At 68.8% G+C, this 14758-nt stretch carries 19 protein-coding genes, 2 tRNA genes and 1 riboswitch; of the genes, 9 read left to right on the forward strand and 12 right to left on the reverse strand.

The window, feature by feature from the left end:
- Position 1: 1 nt before the first annotated feature.
- The 3 genes from E4M00_RS07350 (at position 2) to E4M00_RS07360 (ending at position 2129) form a co-directional block, all read left to right on the forward strand.
- Positions 2-952: an EamA family transporter gene (locus E4M00_RS07350; protein WP_135119802.1), complete on the forward strand. Its 951-nt coding sequence runs from the start codon at positions 2-4 to the stop codon at positions 950-952.
- A gap of 93 nt (positions 953-1045) precedes the next feature.
- The gene (locus E4M00_RS07355; protein WP_056162338.1) at positions 1046-1303 is read left to right on the forward strand and encodes a hypothetical protein; all 258 of its coding nucleotides are present in this window, start codon (positions 1046-1048) and stop codon (positions 1301-1303) included.
- Positions 1304-1400: 97 nt separating this feature from the next.
- The gene (locus E4M00_RS07360; RefSeq protein WP_135119804.1) at positions 1401-2129 is read left to right on the forward strand and encodes a hypothetical protein; all 729 of its coding nucleotides are present in this window, start codon (positions 1401-1403) and stop codon (positions 2127-2129) included.
- Positions 2130-2332: 203 nt separating this feature from the next.
- Here E4M00_RS07360 and nadE read toward each other — a convergent pair whose 3' ends face one another.
- Positions 2333-3163 (reverse strand): NAD(+) synthase, encoded by an 831-nt coding sequence (gene nadE, locus E4M00_RS07365; protein WP_135119806.1) that lies wholly within the window; start codon positions 3161-3163, stop codon positions 2333-2335.
- Between the two features lie 34 nt (positions 3164-3197).
- Positions 3198-3608, reverse strand: a complete 411-nt coding sequence (locus E4M00_RS07370) for a BP74-related protein (protein ID WP_135119808.1) — start codon at positions 3606-3608, stop codon at positions 3198-3200.
- A 99-nt stretch (positions 3609-3707) separates the two neighbouring features.
- Between E4M00_RS07370 and E4M00_RS07375 the strand changes: the two genes are divergently transcribed.
- Positions 3708-4931: a cation:proton antiporter gene (locus E4M00_RS07375; protein WP_135119809.1), complete on the forward strand. Its 1224-nt coding sequence runs from the start codon at positions 3708-3710 to the stop codon at positions 4929-4931.
- Between the two features lie 14 nt (positions 4932-4945).
- Here E4M00_RS07375 and E4M00_RS07380 read toward each other — a convergent pair.
- Positions 4946-5021 (reverse strand) — tRNA-Arg (locus E4M00_RS07380).
- Positions 5022-5060: 39 nt separating this feature from the next.
- Positions 5061-5321, reverse strand: a complete 261-nt coding sequence (locus E4M00_RS07385; protein WP_135119811.1) for a thioredoxin domain-containing protein — start codon at positions 5319-5321, stop codon at positions 5061-5063.
- Between the two features lie 63 nt (positions 5322-5384).
- Here E4M00_RS07385 and orn point away from each other — a divergent pair, with 63 nt between their 5' ends.
- From orn to E4M00_RS07410, 5 genes are all read left to right on the forward strand, one after another.
- A complete protein-coding gene (orn, locus tag E4M00_RS07390) occupies positions 5385-6005 on the forward strand; it encodes an oligoribonuclease (RefSeq protein ID WP_135119813.1) in 621 nt (206 codons plus the stop codon).
- Positions 6006-6067: 62 nt separating this feature from the next.
- Positions 6068-6143, forward strand: a tRNA-His gene (locus tag E4M00_RS07395).
- A gap of 89 nt (positions 6144-6232) precedes the next feature.
- A complete protein-coding gene (locus tag E4M00_RS07400) occupies positions 6233-6535 on the forward strand; it encodes a hypothetical protein (protein WP_135119815.1) in 303 nt (100 codons plus the stop codon).
- A 12-nt stretch (positions 6536-6547) separates the two neighbouring features.
- Entirely contained in the window at positions 6548-6895 is a 348-nt protein-coding gene (locus E4M00_RS07405) for a metallopeptidase family protein (protein WP_135119817.1), read from the forward strand.
- Positions 6896-6951: 56 nt separating this feature from the next.
- Positions 6952-8205 carry a D-alanyl-D-alanine carboxypeptidase family protein gene (locus E4M00_RS07410; protein ID WP_135119819.1) on the forward strand — a complete coding sequence of 418 codons (1254 nt, stop codon included), beginning with the start codon at positions 6952-6954 and terminating at the stop codon, positions 8203-8205.
- Positions 8206-8248: 43 nt separating this feature from the next.
- Here E4M00_RS07410 and E4M00_RS07415 read toward each other — a convergent pair whose 3' ends face one another.
- The 8 genes from E4M00_RS07415 to E4M00_RS07450 form a co-directional block, all read right to left on the reverse strand.
- On the reverse strand, positions 8249-8500 hold the full coding sequence (locus E4M00_RS07415; RefSeq protein ID WP_135119820.1) for a hypothetical protein: 252 nt from the start codon (positions 8498-8500) through the stop codon (positions 8249-8251).
- An 18-nt stretch (positions 8501-8518) separates the two neighbouring features.
- Positions 8519-9082 carry a nucleoside/nucleotide kinase family protein gene (locus tag E4M00_RS07420; RefSeq protein WP_240036905.1) on the reverse strand — a complete coding sequence of 188 codons (564 nt, stop codon included), beginning with the start codon at positions 9080-9082 and terminating at the stop codon, positions 8519-8521.
- Entirely contained in the window at positions 9075-9872 is a 798-nt protein-coding gene (locus tag E4M00_RS07425; protein ID WP_135119822.1) for an energy-coupling factor transporter transmembrane component T family protein, read from the reverse strand. The genes E4M00_RS07420 and E4M00_RS07425 overlap by 8 nt, the downstream gene beginning before the upstream one ends.
- Positions 9869-11359 (reverse strand): ABC transporter ATP-binding protein, encoded by a 1491-nt coding sequence (locus tag E4M00_RS07430; RefSeq protein WP_135119824.1) that lies wholly within the window; start codon positions 11357-11359, stop codon positions 9869-9871. The genes E4M00_RS07425 and E4M00_RS07430 overlap by 4 nt, the downstream gene beginning before the upstream one ends.
- Positions 11356-12021, reverse strand: coding sequence for an ECF transporter S component (locus tag E4M00_RS07435; RefSeq protein WP_204772975.1), 666 nt, complete (start codon positions 12019-12021; stop codon positions 11356-11358). Before E4M00_RS07435 ends, E4M00_RS07430 begins: the two co-directional genes overlap by 4 nt.
- Before the next feature lie 39 nt (positions 12022-12060).
- Positions 12061-12170: riboswitch (TPP riboswitch) on the reverse strand.
- Between the two features lie 71 nt (positions 12171-12241).
- Positions 12242-12598: a hypothetical protein gene (locus E4M00_RS07440; protein WP_135119826.1), complete on the reverse strand. Its 357-nt coding sequence runs from the start codon at positions 12596-12598 to the stop codon at positions 12242-12244.
- Positions 12599-12663: 65 nt separating this feature from the next.
- Positions 12664-13887 (reverse strand): DNA polymerase IV, encoded by a 1224-nt coding sequence (locus E4M00_RS07445; RefSeq protein ID WP_135119828.1) that lies wholly within the window; start codon positions 13885-13887, stop codon positions 12664-12666.
- Between the two features lie 70 nt (positions 13888-13957).
- Positions 13958-14584 carry a hypothetical protein gene (locus E4M00_RS07450; RefSeq protein WP_135119830.1) on the reverse strand — a complete coding sequence of 209 codons (627 nt, stop codon included), beginning with the start codon at positions 14582-14584 and terminating at the stop codon, positions 13958-13960.
- Positions 14585-14758 lie beyond the last annotated feature (174 nt).

Consider the following 14758-nt stretch of genomic DNA (forward strand, 5'->3'; position numbering starts at 1 on the left):
AGTGGGCTACCTCTACGCCCTGGCGGCCGCACTGCTGTTCGGCATGAACGGGTCGGTCACCAAGGTGATCGTGGAGGCCGGCATCACGCCGGCGCAGCTGACGTTCTGGAGGGTGGCATCCGTCACTGTCATCGCGGGTGCCATCCTGCTGGTGACCAACCGTCGGGCATTCCGCATCACGGCGCGTCAGCTGGCCGTCATGGCGGCGCTCGGCATCTTCGGCGTCGCCCTGCTCCAGTGGACCTACGCCGTCGCCGTGAGCCTGCTCCCGGTCGGCATCGCCCTGCTGCTCGAATACCTCGCGGTGCTCGCCGTCGCCGTGATCGCCCGGGTGGTGTTCAAGGAGCGGGTGAAGCCGCGCATCTGGGCTGCGATCGCGCTCGTGCTCATCGGCCTCGCCGTCGTCGCTCAGATCGGGCAGTCGACGTTGAACGTCGTGGGGGTGCTGTTCGCGTTGGCCGCCGCGGCCACCCTGACGGTCTACTTCGTGGTGGGCGAGCGGCAGGTGGGCGCGACGTCCCCGCTCGCCGTCGGCTTCTGGTCGATGGGCTTCGCCGCTGTCTTCTGGGGCGTGCTCAGCGGATGGTGGGACGTCGATCCTGCGCTGCTGGGATCCACGGTGTCGCTGGACGGCAACCTGGATGGGGTGAGCGTCCCACTCGCGATACCGCTGCTCTGGAATGCCGTGCTCGGCTCGTTCGCACCCTTCCTGCTCTCGCTCCTCGCCCTCAAGCACCTCACGGCCACGGCTGCAGGCATCACCGCTTCCTCGGAGGTGCTGTTCGCCTTCGGAGTCGCGTGGCTCTGGCTGGGCGAGACCCTCACCGTCGTGCAGCTGCTCGGAGTCGCCCTCGTCACCGTGGGCATCGTGCTCGCCCAGACGGCTCGCGCCGGCAAGGTCCTCGACGCCGATCTCGCGACCGGAACGCTGGCGGCGGAGAAGCTGTTCTGAGTCCTCGTTCCTGTGTCCGAACGGATGTCGGTGGTCGCTTCTAGCCTGATGGGACAGAAGAAAGCACCGGGCCGGCGCACACGAGGAGACAGCATGACTGCAACGATCGAGATCCGTTCCCTGCGACCCGGCACCGCCCTCGAGGCGCGTGTCCCCGGCCTGGAGTTCGCGCCGGTACGCGCCGACCTGTGGCGGGTCGTCACCGATCGTGGCGACGTCCGCGGTCACATCGAGCGCCTCGGCAGCGGGGACCTCGGGCGTTTCACGGCCCGTCTCTCGCGCGGCGGTTCCCGCACGCTCACTCTGGGCGAGTTCTGGACGGCGCAGGCCGCAGCGGAGAGCTTCGCGTAGCGCGAGCGGCGTTCGACCGGCCGGTTGCAGGAGCGCCTTCGGCCACGCCGGGCCCTGATCCCCGGCATCCGTCGCACCCGCGGGTAAAGTGCGCCACATGCAGTGGATCACGGACTTCTTCAACTGGCTCTTCTCGGATGACGCACGCCCCACGCTCTTCGCAGCCGGAGTGCTCGTCGTCGCCATGGTGCTCTCGGCGCTGCTCGCAGCCTGGGTGGCACGCGCCGCCGTCCGCAGTCTCATCGATCAGCGCGACCGCGAGGTGAAGGCGACGGCCATCGCCGCCCTCATCGACGCCGCCACCGAGTCGTCGGTGTGGAACTCCCTCACCCCGCAGGAGCAGGTGCTCGCCGACCGCGCCGTGGGCGAAGCCGACATCCGCGTGCGCATGCTCCCGATCCGCGGCGCCGCCGTGGCCGCGAATTGGGCAGCCCACCAGTTGCACGAGATGAAGCGCGCTTCAGCGACCTTCGGCTACGAGCTCGAGCCCGCCGTCGTCGAGTTCCGGGACCGCCTCGTCGACTGGCAGAAGCGCCCGGCCCGCGCCCGCAAGCTGTTCCAGACCGATCTCGAGCGCTGGAAGGTCATGAACACCGCCGCCGAGAAGGCTCTGCTCGCCGAGCAGGATGCCTGGGTCGCCGAACAGCACCACCAGCAGTTCGAGCCGGCGGCAGCCACCACCCCGTACACGCCGGCGATGGCGCCTTTCGCCCCGACACCGGCATCCGACGCCTCGACCGAGACCCAACGGCTTCTCGACGACGTTTCCGCGCTGCCGGCGCGGCGCAAGGACGACGACGGCACCGACGTGATCACGACGCCCTAGGCGCTGATCTGGAGAACGACGAAGGGAGAGCGGGCCTCGCAGGCCCGCTCTCCCTTCGTCATCTGAGCGGACACCTCTGAGCTGCCACCCGGAGTGACCACCTCTGAGCGACCGACTCGGAGCGACCGCCTCTGAACGACCGACTCGGAGCGACCACCTCGGCGGCGCCGTCACGGCGCTCGGCGAGCAGCGGACGCGCTGGGTCAGCGCGCGGGCTTCCACCAGGTGTCGAAGGGGCTGACCGGATCGCGGCGCTTGTGCTGCGTGGCCAGATAGCGGTTCTCGATCGCCTCGGCCACGGCATCAGCCACGTCGCGGCCCTCGAGGAAGTCATCGATGTCGGTGTAGGTGAGCCCGAGGTTCGCCTCATCGGTCTGGCCGGGGTTCTCGTCGAGAAGATCGGCCGTCGGCGCCTTCGAGGAAAGCACGTCAGGTGCGTGGAGGTACTGCAGCAGGGCGCGGCCCTGGCGCTTCGTCAACCCCGACAGCGGCAGGATGTCGGCACCACCGTCGCCGAACTTGGTGAAGAAGCCCGTCACGGCCTCGGCTGCGTGATCGGTGCCGACGACGAGGAGTCCGTGCTGGCCGGCGATGGCGTACTGCGCGATCATCCGGGCGCGGGCCTTCACATTGCCCTTGTTGAAGTCGGAGAGCGGTTCATCGAGGGCGTCGGCGTACTCGGCGGCGAAGGCGTCGGCACTGTCCTGGATGTTGAACTCGGCGCGCTTCTGCGGTCGGATGAAGTCGAGCGCGAGCTGGGCGTCGGCCTCGTCGGCCTGCACCTTGTAGGGCAGCCGCACCGCGATGAAGGCCGCGTCCACACCCTCGGAGGCCAGCTTCTCGATGGCCAGCTGGCACAGCCGCCCGGCCAGAGTCGAGTCCTGCCCTCCGCTGATGCCGAGCACGAAGCCGCGCGTTCCGGCGCGCTTCGTGTAATGCACGAGGAAGTCGACCCGGCGTTCCACCTCCGCCGCCGGATCGATCGTCGCCTGCACGTTCAGTTCCTGGATGATCTGTGCCTGAAGCTCTCGCATGCTTCGAATCTACTGCGCGCTCGTTTCGGACTCGTTACCCCTCGGGATAGTCCATGGCGATGATCTTCGCGCTCCACGGGCAGTAGGTGTCGCTCGTGAGCGTCTTGTCCTCCACGTAGGAGGGCAGGCCATCGCAGACCTCGGTGGTGACGTCGGCGAACTCGAGGGTCTTCGGATCGATGTGCCAGTTCCAGCCGGTGTTCACCTCGGGATCGGGTCGCACGATCTTCCCCACGGGGATCGTCGCGAGCTCTTCGCCGTCGAAGAGACGCTGCGCATGGTCGATGAGCTCGGGCGTGACGAGTTCGATGCGGAAGGTCTCGCCCACCACCTGGAAGGTGGCCACAGGGCCTCCGGAGCCGGCGCGCTCCGCGTCGGCGCATCCGCTCGACGCGAGGACGACGACGACGGATGCGGCGATGACGAAGACGTTTCTGCGCCGCATCGGCCCAGTGTGGCAGGTCATCGACGCATTCGGAGCCCGAGAGGCGGCCTGCCGATATCATCCGAGGGCATGCCCCCGCCGGCCGGTCTGGAGAATCCCATGGATGACATCTCATTGAGTTCGATGGTCCTGGTGCCCGCCATCGCCGTCGCCGCCCCTCTCCTGGGTCGCCTCCTCGGACGGCTCATCCCCGTGCCATTGGTCGTCTTCGAGATCCTCCTGGGTCTGTTGCTCGGGCCTGCGGTGCTCGGCTGGGTGCATCCCGGGGGCTTCCTCGAGGTGTTATCGCAGTTCGGGCTCGCCATGCTGTTCTTCCTCGCAGGCAACGAGATCGATTTCGCCACGATCAAGGGCCGTCCGATGAAGCGCGCCGTGCTCGGCTGGCTGATCTCCCTCGTCGCCGGGGTGCTGGTCGGTATCGCCCTGGCCCCCACCGTCGGCGCCGGCATCTTCATCGGTGTCGCACTCACATCGACCGCGCTCGGAACTCTGCTTCCCGTTCTGCGGGATGCCGGTGAGCTGAAGACGCCGTTCGGCATCGCCGTGCTCGCCGTCGGTGCCATCGGAGAGTTCGGTCCGCTCCTGGCGATCTCACTGTTCCTCGGTGGCCGATCACCCGGGGTCGCGGCCGTCGTTCTCGTCGCGTTCGCCGCCATCGCCGGTCTCGCCATCTGGTTGGCCGCCCGTGGGTACGGTCGTCGTCTGCATCGCATCATCACCTCGACGATCCACACGAGCGGCCAGTTCGCGGTGCGCCTCGTCATGTTCACCCTGTTCGCCCTGAGCGCCCTCAGCATCATGTTCGGACTCGACATGCTTCTCGGGGCGTTCGCCGCCGGCATCCTGTACCGCCTGCTGCTCACCGGCGCACCCGAGAAGGACGCCGAGGCGATCGAGTCGAAGCTCGAGGCCGTCGGCTACGGTTTCCTCGTTCCGGTGTTCTTCATCGACACCGGACTCTCGTTCGATCTGGCCGCGCTGCTAGGCGACACGCGCAATCTGCTCCTGCTGCCGATCTTCCTGCTGCTCTTCCTCGTCGTGCGCGGCCTGCCGAGCGTCATCGCGGCTCCACCCGGCGCTGCTCGCGCCGACCGTGTCGCAATCGGACTCATGGGCGCGACAGCGCTGCCCATCATCGTGGCCGTGACCAATATCGGGGTCAGTGAGGGCGACCTGACGACCGGAACGGCAGCATCGCTCGTCGGAGCCGGTCTGCTGAGCGTGCTGCTGTTCCCGCTGATCGGGTTGGCCTACCGTAAGCGCTCGCCCGCCTACGCACCGGCCGCCCCGGACAAGGACGCGTTCATCGCCGAGGAGGGGTGAGGATCGGATCGTGATGGTGCCCCCGGCAGGAATTGAACCTGCGACCAAGAGATTAGAAGGCTCCTGCTCTATCCGCTGAGCTACGGGGGCGCGATCGTCAACGATACCGCAGCGCTCGCGTGCGGCCGCTCAGAGCGCTTTCGCCGCGGCGACGAGGACTTGCGCGAGGGTGGGCACTCCGGCAGCTCTGAAGACCTCGGTGCCGTCCGCTGAGCGGATGATCATGGTCGGGGTGGAGCGGATGTTCTCCGCCTCGGCGGCGGCCATGTTGTTGGCGACGTCGTACTCGGCGACCTCGGCATCCGGAACGAGACGCGCAGCCTCGGCGACCACCGCCCTGGTCTGCATGCAGGGCTCGCAGAAGGCGGATGTGTAGAGCTCGAGCAGCATCGTTCCAGTCTACGGAGCGTTGCCGACGGATCGCGTGTCGCCGGGCGCACGTAGACTCGCCTCATGAGCAGTGGTGTAGATCGACTCGTCTGGGTCGACTGTGAGATGACCGGACTCGACCTCGCCGTCGACGAACTCGTGGAGATCGCGATCGTGATCACCGATTACGACCTGAAGCCACTCGATGAGGGCATCAGCATCGTGATCAAGCCCGATGACAGCGCCCTCGCGACTATGGGCGATTTCGTGCGCAACATGCACACGGAGTCCGGGCTCATCGAGGAGATCCCCCACGGTGTGAGCGTCGCGGAAGCCGAGTACCAGGCCATCGAGTACGTGCTGAAGCATGTGCCTGCCGATGCCAAGGCGCCGCTGGCCGGAAACAGCATCGGCACCGATCGCACCTTCCTGCACGCCTTCATGCCGCGGCTCGACGCTCAGCTGCACTACCGCGTGGTCGACGTGTCGTCGATCAAGGAACTCGCCCGTCGCTGGTTCCCCCGCATCTACTTCAACGCTCCCCCGAAGGCCGGCGGACACCGTGCGCTGGCCGACATCCTGGAGTCCATCCGCGAGCTCGAATACTACCGACGGGCCATGTTCGTGCCCGATCCCGGGCCCACGTCCGAGGAGGCGCAGGCGGCTGCTGAATCCGTCGTGTCAGATTTCACCTCTCGGGTGTAATACACTTCTCTAGTTGCCTTTCGCGCAGCGCCGGATCTCCGGAGCTTCTCGGCAGGCGCATGGTGGGTATAGCTCAGTTGGTAGAGCGCCTGGTTGTGGTCCAGGAGGTCGCGGGTTCAAGCCCCGTTACTCACCCCAATGTGGCAGGCCCCGGAGAGATCCGGGGCCTTTTCCCATCACCCGTGGTTTTCCCCTCACCCGTGGTTTCTGTTCGATGGAGGCAGGGCATGGCACATCGCACCAGCACGGCGCGCGCCGTCGACATCGGCATCACCGTGCTGCTGATGCTCGTCTCCGGTGCGCTGGCCGTGGCGTTCTTCTCCGCCGGGCTCCTCTGGGCGCTCGACTCCAGCCCGAACATGCTCGGGTTCGCGCTCGGCGTGTACGGGCCGATCGCAGCAGCCATCGTCGGTGTCGTCGTGGGGATCATCCTGCTGACGCGGGATCGCAGCGGCATCGTCGCGCCGTTCGCGGCCATCGTGGTCTCGATCCTGCTCTGGTGGATCGGCAGCACCCTCGTCGCGGCATGACACGATGAGGGCATGGACCTGAATGCGGAGGAGTTCGAGAAGCTCGTGATCGATGAGCTCGACGAACTGCCCGACGACATGGTCGACGGCCTCGACAACGTGATCTTCGTCGTCGAAGACCGCCCCGAGGACGGCTCACTCGACCTGCTCGGCCTCTACGACGGCGTCGCCCTCACGGAGCGCGGCCAGTACGGCTTCGGCGAGATGCCCGATCGCATCATCCTCTACCGCGAGCCCCTGCTCGCGATCTGCGAAGACGAGGACGAACTCCGCGACGAGATCCACATCACCCTCGTGCACGAGATCGCGCATTTCTACGGCATCGACGACGACCGCCTGCACGACCTCGGGTGGGCTTAGGCGCCCACCGAGTGTGGCGGCCGGCCGGCATCCATCCGCCGGGTTAACCTGAGGGCATGGACTTCCGCCCCGGCCGCTTCATCGGCATCCTCATCGGCGTGGTCGTCATCCTCGGCATCGGCGTCTACGGCCCGGTGACCCTGCTGGCACCACTGCCCGCCGTTCACGCCGAGGTGCTCAGCCCCGCCAATCCCGCAGCCGACGCGAAGCCCCCGACGCTTCCGGCCGAGGGGGCCAGCGCGGTGATCGCCGTCGGCGAGACGAAGCCCTTCGCTGTCGCCGGAACGGCGGATGCCGTTCCCATCGCCGGGATCGCGAAGGTCATCGCCGCGCTCGTGACCATCGACGAGAAGCCGCTCGCCGTCGGCAAGGCGGGCGACAAGATCACCATCACGACGCCCGACTACGCCGCCTACATCGACTACAGCAAGGAGGGCGCCCGCACCCTTCCCGTCTTCCGCGGCGAGAAGTGGACCGAGCAGCAGGTGCTGCAGGCCGTCCTGCTCGGCTCGAGCAACAATCACGCCGACACCCTCGTGCGGTGGGCTTTCGGATCGGTCGACGCCTACGTGGAGGCAGCGAACACCTGGCTCGCGAAGAACGGCATGAAGAGCACGACCGTCGCCGACGCCACCGGCCTCAGCGGAGACACCGTGGGAACCGCATCCGATGCCGCCATGCTCGGGGTGCTGCTGAGCGAGCAGCCGACCCTGCACGACATCCTCTCCCAGCCCGCGACGGCTCTCGTGAATGCACGCGGCGTGGAGAACACCACCGACTTCTTCTCGGATCTGGGCGTCTTCGGAATCTCGCGCAGCTTCACCGACCCCGCCGGCGTCTGCTACCTGTTCACCAAGACCATCGGCGAGGGTGATGCCGCTGTCACTGTTTCGGGAGCCTTCATCCGACAGCCCGACTACGAGACCCTGGCTTCGGGTATCGAAGCCTTCGCCGCCAGCGCCGAGGAGAGCGCAGCCCCCGTCGACGTGATCGCGAAGTCGACGGCCTACGTGCACTTCCGTGCACCGTGGGGCGCCCAGGCCGACGGCGTCACCGGCAAGGCCGTCACCAGGTCGGCGTGGAAGTCGGGTTCGTCATCGACGAAGGTCGACTTCGAGGACTTCAGCACGAAATCCGAAGGCGCAGTCGTCGGTCACGTGCGCGTCGGCGACGGCGATGCATCCGTGGCCCTGAAACTCTCGAAGCCCATCCGGGATCCGGGTCTCGGCTGGCGGCTCATGAACCCGATCCCGATGGTGCAGTCGCTCATCGAGTCGCAGACCTCGGGAACCGAGACCGCGGAGAAGTAGCCCTCCACCGCGGATCGAGATCCCCGATCAGAGCGTCAGAGCGTCAGAAGGTCTCTTCGTCCGACTCGACGGGGTCAGAATCGCCGGCGTCGAAGCTGTAGCGCACGTGCAGCTGGTCGTTGACCTCGCGCTCCTCGCCGGCGTCGTACCAGAACAGCGACTCGAGTCCGTCGACGGCGGCGACCATGCCGATGCGCTTCTCAGCCGCTCCGCCGATGAGGATGCGAGTCTCGACCTCGCCCTCGAGGGGTCCGTCGGTGAACTCGGCGATGTACGAGACGTCTGGTGTAGTCATCTCTCCAACCTACTCGCCTCAGTCGCTGCGCACTCGCACGTCGGCACGGGTTGACGGATGCTCCCGCTCCACGTAACGACGCCACTGGGCCTCCCACTCGTCCCAGTGGGCGTCGAAGGCGCCGGCATCGCGATCGAGGGCACGGGGCTTGCGCACGGCATCCGACGCCTCGATCCAGACCCTGATGGCGATGACGGATGCGGATGTCGTGCTCAGAGTGCCGCAGCCCTCCACGATCAGCGGCTGCGACGCCGCCACCTCGTGCCACTCGGCCGGTGCATCGTGTGTCCAGTCCCAGCGCCGCCAGCCGCCGTCGAGCCCGGCGGCACGCGGCACGAGCAGGTCGGTCGCGACGGCAGCCGACGCCGCGTCGAGTCCGGACCAGCCGGGATAGATGCTGTCGAGCCTGACGAGGGCAGGGCTGCTCGTGGCATCCGACCACCCTGCGACGAGGCGGTCGGCGAACGTCGACTTGCCCGATCCGCTCGGGCCGTCGATGAGCACAGTCGCCGGACGGGCGGCCGCCGCAGCCAGCTCCAGGACGCGCTCGGCCGCTGCGCTCGGATCGATCCACTCAGGCAAGGACGAAGCTCCAGGTACCCGCCCAGACGGCTGCTGCCACGGCCACGGCGGCGATGGCGGCGCCCAGCATCACGAGGAGCACCTCACGGGCGCCGAACGTCGACGGTCGCGCCCAGCTGCGCTCGACATGGTCGGCACCGAAACCCCGGGCCTCCATCGCCGTCGCGAGCTTGCTGCCGCGCCGCACCGAGATCACGAGCATGGCGAACGCCTGGCCCGCGAACAGGCGCACGGCACCGATGGGCCCGCGCGCATCCGAGATACCGCGCGCACGCCGCGCCAGGCCGAGCGAGCGCCAGTCCTCGATGCCGAGACCCACGAGGCGGAGGCCGGCGAGGGCGCCGAGCACGAAGCGCGCGGGAAGGCGCACCACCTGGGCGAGGCCGTCGGCGAGGTCGGTCGGGTCGGTGCTGGCGAGCAGCACGATGCCGGGCAGTCCGATCGCGAGCACACGCAGCATGATGGCGAGGCCGAGCCCGAGTGAGCCCTCGGTCACGGTGATGAAGCCCCATTCCCAGAGCACGGCACCGGAGTCGACGCCGTAGAGCACCGTGGTGAGTCCGGCCAGAGGGGCGGCGATCCACAGCGGTGACGTGCGGAGCCAGAACTGCCGCGCGCTCAGGCCGGCGAAGCCGAGCAGCAGGAGCTCGAGGGCGAGGGCGACAGCCGCAGACACCACGTCGATCGACAGCAGCAGCACGATGCTGATGAGCAGAGCGGCCGCGAGCTTGGCGACGGGATTGATGCGCGCCACCAGGCTCGGTCTGATCGTGGGGGTCAGGATGCTCATCGCACGACGTCCGCTGTCGATCCCGAGGTGAACGAGAACTCCGCGTCGGCGATGGCCTCGACCACGTGCTGGTCGTGGGTGACGGCGACGACCGCCGTGCCCTCGTCGAGCAGTTCCGCCAGCAGCGCCATCAACTCGGCCCACGTGTTCGCGTCCTGGCCGAAGGTGGGCTCGTCGAGCACGAGCAGCTGCGGCGCCGTCGCGAGCACGGTGGCGACCGAGAGCCGCCGCTTCTCCCCGCCCGAGAGTGTGAAGGGGTTCGCCTCGGCGAGGCGGCTCAACCTGAGGCGCTCGAGCAGCGCGTCGGCCCGGGCTGCAGCCGCGGCCGCATCGACGCGCAGTGCGTGCGGTCCCACGAGCAGTTCGGCCCGAACCGTCGGCGCGAGGAACTGGTGTTCCGGGTCCTGGAACACCGTGCCGATGCGCGGCAGCAGCTCGCGGCTGCGCCAGCGGTGGGGCGACGGGTCGAGGCCGCCCGCGAGCAGCGGGGACGCACGCACAGCACCAGAGACCGGCGCGAGGAGGCCGGCGATGGTGAGTGCCGTCGTCGACTTGCCGGAGCCGTTCGCGCCCGTGAGTGCGAGGGCACGCCCGGCGGCGATGTCGAAGCTGATGCGGCTGGCCGCGATCTCCGGACGGCGGGCTGCGAACGGCGTGCGCCCCACGGCCAGGTCGTCGACGGAGAGAACGGATGCCGCGAGCCCGTGCTCGCGCCGACGCACCGGAGCCCGCGGTGGCCAGCCCGGAACCCACACCCCGGCGGCGGCGAGACGCTCGCCCTGCGCCGTGAGCACGGCGTCGGGCGGGCCGTCGGCCAGCAGCCCGCCGGCCGGATCGAGAACGATGACGCGATCGACGACGGGGAGCCAGACGTCGACACGGTGCTCCACCACGATGAGGGTCGCTCCCGATCGCGCGATCGACCCGGTGACGGCGTCCCGAACCTCACGTACCCCGTCGGGGTCGAGGTTTGCGGTCGGCTCGTCGAGCAGCACGAGGCCAGGGCGCATCGCGAGCACGCCGGCGAGGGCGAGCCGTTGCTTCTGCCCACCCGACAGTGCGGACGTCGGCGCATCGAGCGGCAGATCGAGACCGACCCACTCGAGGGCCTCGCCGACGCGCTGCCAGATCTCGTCGCGAGGAACCCCGAGGTTCTCGCAGCCGAAGGCGACGTCGTCGCCGATGCGGGCCAGGACCAGCTGCGAGTCCGGATCCTGCAGCACGAGGCCGGCTCGGCCACGCCGATCCCGCGGGTCGGCGCCGTCGATGGCGAGCCGACCGACCTCCTCACCCTCGTCGTCGCCTCCGAGAACCCCGGCCAGGGCCGCCAGGAGGGTGCTCTTGCCCGCGCCCGACGGACCGAGCAGGAGCACCCGCTCCCCCGGCTCGATCACGAGGTCGAGCCCGGAGACGGCGTGCGAGCGGCGACCGGCGTGCCGCCAGCCCCACCCGTCCGCCGTCACGCGGGCGCCGGATGCGCCGCTCACAGGGAGGCGGCATCCGTTTCGACTGAACGCGTCTCACGGCCGGCGGCGAATCGACTCAGAGCACCCGTACGGGCGAGTCCGCGCATCGCGAGCCACGAGAGGAGACCGGCGAGGACCACGCCCGAGACGATCGCCGAGACCAGGTAGACGACCTTGTACTGCAGCTCGAGGGCCGCGTAGCTGGTGAAGGTCGTGTCGAGGAGACCGACGGCCACTCCGGCACCGGCGCCGGCCAGCAGCGCCACGCCCAGGTTGAAGCTGCGGTACAGGAAGATCGCGAACACGATCTCGGCTCCGAGGCCTTCGACGAGGCCCCAGATGAGCGTGGAGAAGCCCCACTGCGTTCCGATGATCATGGAGACGACGGCCGCCACGAGCTCGGTGCAGATCGCCGCGCCCGGTTTGCGGATGACGAGCCCACCGAGCACTCCGGCGAAGAGCCAGCCACCGGCGAGCAGGCCCTCGAGGCCAGGCGTGAAGGCGAGCACGCTCGAGAGCGGAGTCCACGCGAGACCCCAGGCCCAGAAGATGACGCCGGACGCCACGCCGATGACGCTGGCGACGACGATGTCGACGACCCTCCAGCGGAAGCGCCCGGATCGGGACGTGCGGGTCGACCGCGTCGAATCGACGTCGGAGATGGTGCTGTTCGTGTTCTGCACTGTCGTGCCCTTTCGCTGAAGCGGAAAAGAGGGCACGGGAAAAGAGATGGTCTGCCTCCCTGCGCTGGCATGATCCAGATCAGGTTCGACGGTCGAAGGTTGAGAACCTTCCTCTCAGCCCGGCATACCGGACTCCCGTGTTCGAGACCGAGTCTAGACCCACCCGCGCTGCGATGACGTCACGCGGGAAGCACGTGACGCATCGCGAGGGAGGAACCGGTCAGTGCTTGAGGGCGCGGATGATCCGGCGCAGCGCCCACCCGGTCACGGCGACGAAGGGCACACCGACCGTGAGCAGGGCGATCGTGTTCGGCTCGAAGCGGGTGCTGCTCCCCCGGCTGATGTAGGCGCCGATCGGGATGGAGTATCCGCCACCGCCGCCGCCGGACCCGACCCCCTTGAGGTTGGCGACCTTGGAGTCGCCTGTCGCCTCATCGATGCTGCCACCGCCGAAGCCGTACCAGACGATGGCCACGGGGACGATGGTCGAGCCTCCGAGTTCGACGGGAGACCCGTAGGCCGCCTGCACCCCGAAGTCCTTGGCCGAATCAGCGAGCTGTGCAACAAGGTTGGTCATGGTTTCACGCTACCCCGCAGTCCCCCGCCGCGATAGGGCGACGACGGGAATCCGCGCAGTGCCGCTCAGGATTGCTTCTTGGGGCGGAGCAACGCTGCCGGCCGAATGCTGCCCTTGCCGAACCGCGCGGCCACCTCGTCGATGGTGGTCTCGGCGTCGCGCCAGTCCTCATCGGGATCCCAGAGGCTGAGGCCTGAGCCGCTCTCCCCCAGCTGCTCGACGCGCACTCCGATGAGACGGATGCGCTTGCCTGCGGCACCCAACGCGTGCCACGCGGCTGTGGCCTCCTCGTAGATGCGCCGGCCGACGTCGGTCGGCTCGGCGAGGGTGCGCGACTTGGTCACCGTGCTGAAATCTGTGTAGCGCAGCTTCAGCACCACGGTGCGCGCCACCAGCCCGGCCGCACGCAGGCGGGCGGCTGCGTCGTCTGCCTGATGCAGCATCGCGCGACGGATCTCCGCCTCGTCGGTGACGTCGTAGCTGAAGGTGACCTCGCGCCCGATGCTCTTCTCCTCGCGCTGGGTCGACACCGAGCGCGGGTCGATCCCGTTGGCCAACGAGTGCAGCTTGGCCGCGAGTGCCTCGCCCAGCGTCGAACGCAGCACGTCGTACGGGGTGTCTGCGACGTCTCCGACCGTCGCCAGGCCGAGGCGGCGCAGCGACTCCTCCGTGGTCGGTCCGACTCCCCACAGGGCGCCGACGGAGAGCGGGCGCAGGAACGCCTGCGTCTCGGCCACCGGAACAACCAGCATGCCGTCGGGCTTGGCCCGGCTCGACGCGACCTTGGCGACGTACTTCGTGCCGGCGACGCCGACAGAGCAGGTGAGGCCGGTCTCGGCCTCGACCCGCCTCCGGATCATCTGGGCGATCTCGCTCGGCGAGCCGTGCACGCGGCGTGCCCCGGCGACGTCGAGGAAGGCCTCGTCGATCGAGAGGGGCTCGACCAACGGGGTGGCGTCCTCGAAGATGGCCAGAACCTGCTTGGAGTATTTCGAGTACAGGTCGTAGCTGCCGGGCAGCACTGTGGCGTTCGGGCAGCGCCGGAGGGCGAGCGACATGGGCATCGCCGAGTTCACGCCGTACCGGCGGGCCTCGTAGTTGGCCGCGGACACCACCGACCGCGGGCCGATGCCGCCGCCGACGATGACGGGTGTTCCCCGCAGCTCCGGCCGGCTGAGCAGCTCGACGGACGCGAAGAAGGCGTCCATGTCGACGTGCAGGATCGTCGCGCCGGTGTCGTCGACAGGCGTCGTGTTCACCTGCCGGGAACGGCCGTCCTGCTTGCTCATCACTCACGAGAGTAGCCGCAGTGGCTGACACTTCCGGCCGTCGGGCTGCGGATGCCGCCGGTGACGCGGGTCAGAACCCGAAGTCGCCCCCGCCGAAGTCCCCGCCGCCGAAATCGCCGCCGCCGCCGTCCCAGCCACCGGCGCCGTCGGCGCTCGTCGAGCCTCCGGCATCCGTCGCCCCGCCGGAATCGCTCGAACCTCCGTCAGCGGCCGTCGCATCCGTGCCGCCGAAGTCGGGCAGGAAGGCGTCGGCGATGGCCGAACCGATGACGAAGCCGGCCACGGTTCCGAGCATCGTGCTCGCGAAGTTGCCGCCGAACATGCCACCGCCCGGGCGCTGCGAGAAGGTGCGCTCGATGGAGCCCGGAGAGCGCAGCTCCGACCGCGTCGCCGACCGCGCCAGCGAGTCGGGAGAGTCGGACTGCGGTGCCTCACCGGGCGCCGCGGAGGCACTCAGCTCCTGGAACACCTGGGCCCGCTGCGCCGGAGTGAGCTTCGCGAAGGCCTCGGCATGGGCCTGCTCGATGGTCTCGGGCGGAGCCGTGCGGAGCAGGTAGCGGTAGCGCTCGATGGCGATCTCGTCGGCCGAGCGGGCAGGCCCGCCCGCTGGCGCAGCCTGGGCGCCCGGCGCGTACGTCGGGCGCTGCTGCGGCGTGTTCGATGCCGTGTTGCCGGTCAGCCAGTCGAGGAAGCCCATGATGCTCGTTCCGTTCGTGAGGAGTGGAGCTCCAGCCTACGGATGCCGGGCTGCGAGATGGCTGTCACTTCAGCGATCGTTCCGAACCGGCACCCCCGCCGGTCGCTGAGGCCCGGGCGCAGCCCGCGGCCGAAGCGATAATGCGGCTGGTGCTTCGGGCGGTCGCTGCGCTCG

The sequence above is a fragment of the Orlajensenia leifsoniae genome, from assembly GCF_004570845.1.
Classification (GTDB): Bacteria; Actinomycetota; Actinomycetes; order Actinomycetales; family Microbacteriaceae; genus Orlajensenia; species Orlajensenia leifsoniae.

What these genes read in the sequence shown, in the direction of transcription:
- E4M00_RS07360 (WP_135119804.1), top strand. Translation starts at nt 1,401, where the DNA reads ATGCAGTGGATCACGGACTTCTTCAACTGGCTCTTCTCGGATGACGCA.
- E4M00_RS07400 (WP_135119815.1), top strand. Translation starts at nt 6,233, where the DNA reads ATGGCACATCGCACCAGCACGGCGCGCGCCGTCGACATCGGCATCACC.
- E4M00_RS07385 (WP_135119811.1), bottom strand. Translation starts at nt 5,321, where the DNA reads ATGCTGCTCGAGCTCTACACATCCGCCTTCTGCGAGCCCTGCATGCAG.
- E4M00_RS07440 (WP_135119826.1), bottom strand. Translation starts at nt 12,598, where the DNA reads ATGACCAACCTTGTTGCACAGCTCGCTGATTCGGCCAAGGACTTCGGG.
- E4M00_RS07355 (WP_056162338.1), top strand. Translation starts at nt 1,046, where the DNA reads ATGACTGCAACGATCGAGATCCGTTCCCTGCGACCCGGCACCGCCCTC.
- E4M00_RS07375 (WP_135119809.1), top strand. Translation starts at nt 3,708, where the DNA reads ATGGATGACATCTCATTGAGTTCGATGGTCCTGGTGCCCGCCATCGCC.
- E4M00_RS07405 (WP_135119817.1), top strand. Translation starts at nt 6,548, where the DNA reads ATGGACCTGAATGCGGAGGAGTTCGAGAAGCTCGTGATCGATGAGCTC.
- E4M00_RS07450 (WP_135119830.1), bottom strand. Translation starts at nt 14,584, where the DNA reads ATGGGCTTCCTCGACTGGCTGACCGGCAACACGGCATCGAACACGCCG.
- E4M00_RS07410 (WP_135119819.1), top strand. Translation starts at nt 6,952, where the DNA reads ATGGACTTCCGCCCCGGCCGCTTCATCGGCATCCTCATCGGCGTGGTC.
- nadE (WP_135119806.1), bottom strand. Translation starts at nt 3,163, where the DNA reads ATGCGAGAGCTTCAGGCACAGATCATCCAGGAACTGAACGTGCAGGCG.
- E4M00_RS07415 (WP_135119820.1), bottom strand. Translation starts at nt 8,500, where the DNA reads ATGACTACACCAGACGTCTCGTACATCGCCGAGTTCACCGACGGACCC.
- E4M00_RS07445 (WP_135119828.1), bottom strand. Translation starts at nt 13,887, where the DNA reads ATGAGCAAGCAGGACGGCCGTTCCCGGCAGGTGAACACGACGCCTGTC.
- E4M00_RS07370 (WP_135119808.1), bottom strand. Translation starts at nt 3,608, where the DNA reads ATGCGGCGCAGAAACGTCTTCGTCATCGCCGCATCCGTCGTCGTCGTC.
- orn (WP_135119813.1), top strand. Translation starts at nt 5,385, where the DNA reads ATGAGCAGTGGTGTAGATCGACTCGTCTGGGTCGACTGTGAGATGACC.
- E4M00_RS07425 (WP_135119822.1), bottom strand. Translation starts at nt 9,872, where the DNA reads ATGAGCATCCTGACCCCCACGATCAGACCGAGCCTGGTGGCGCGCATC.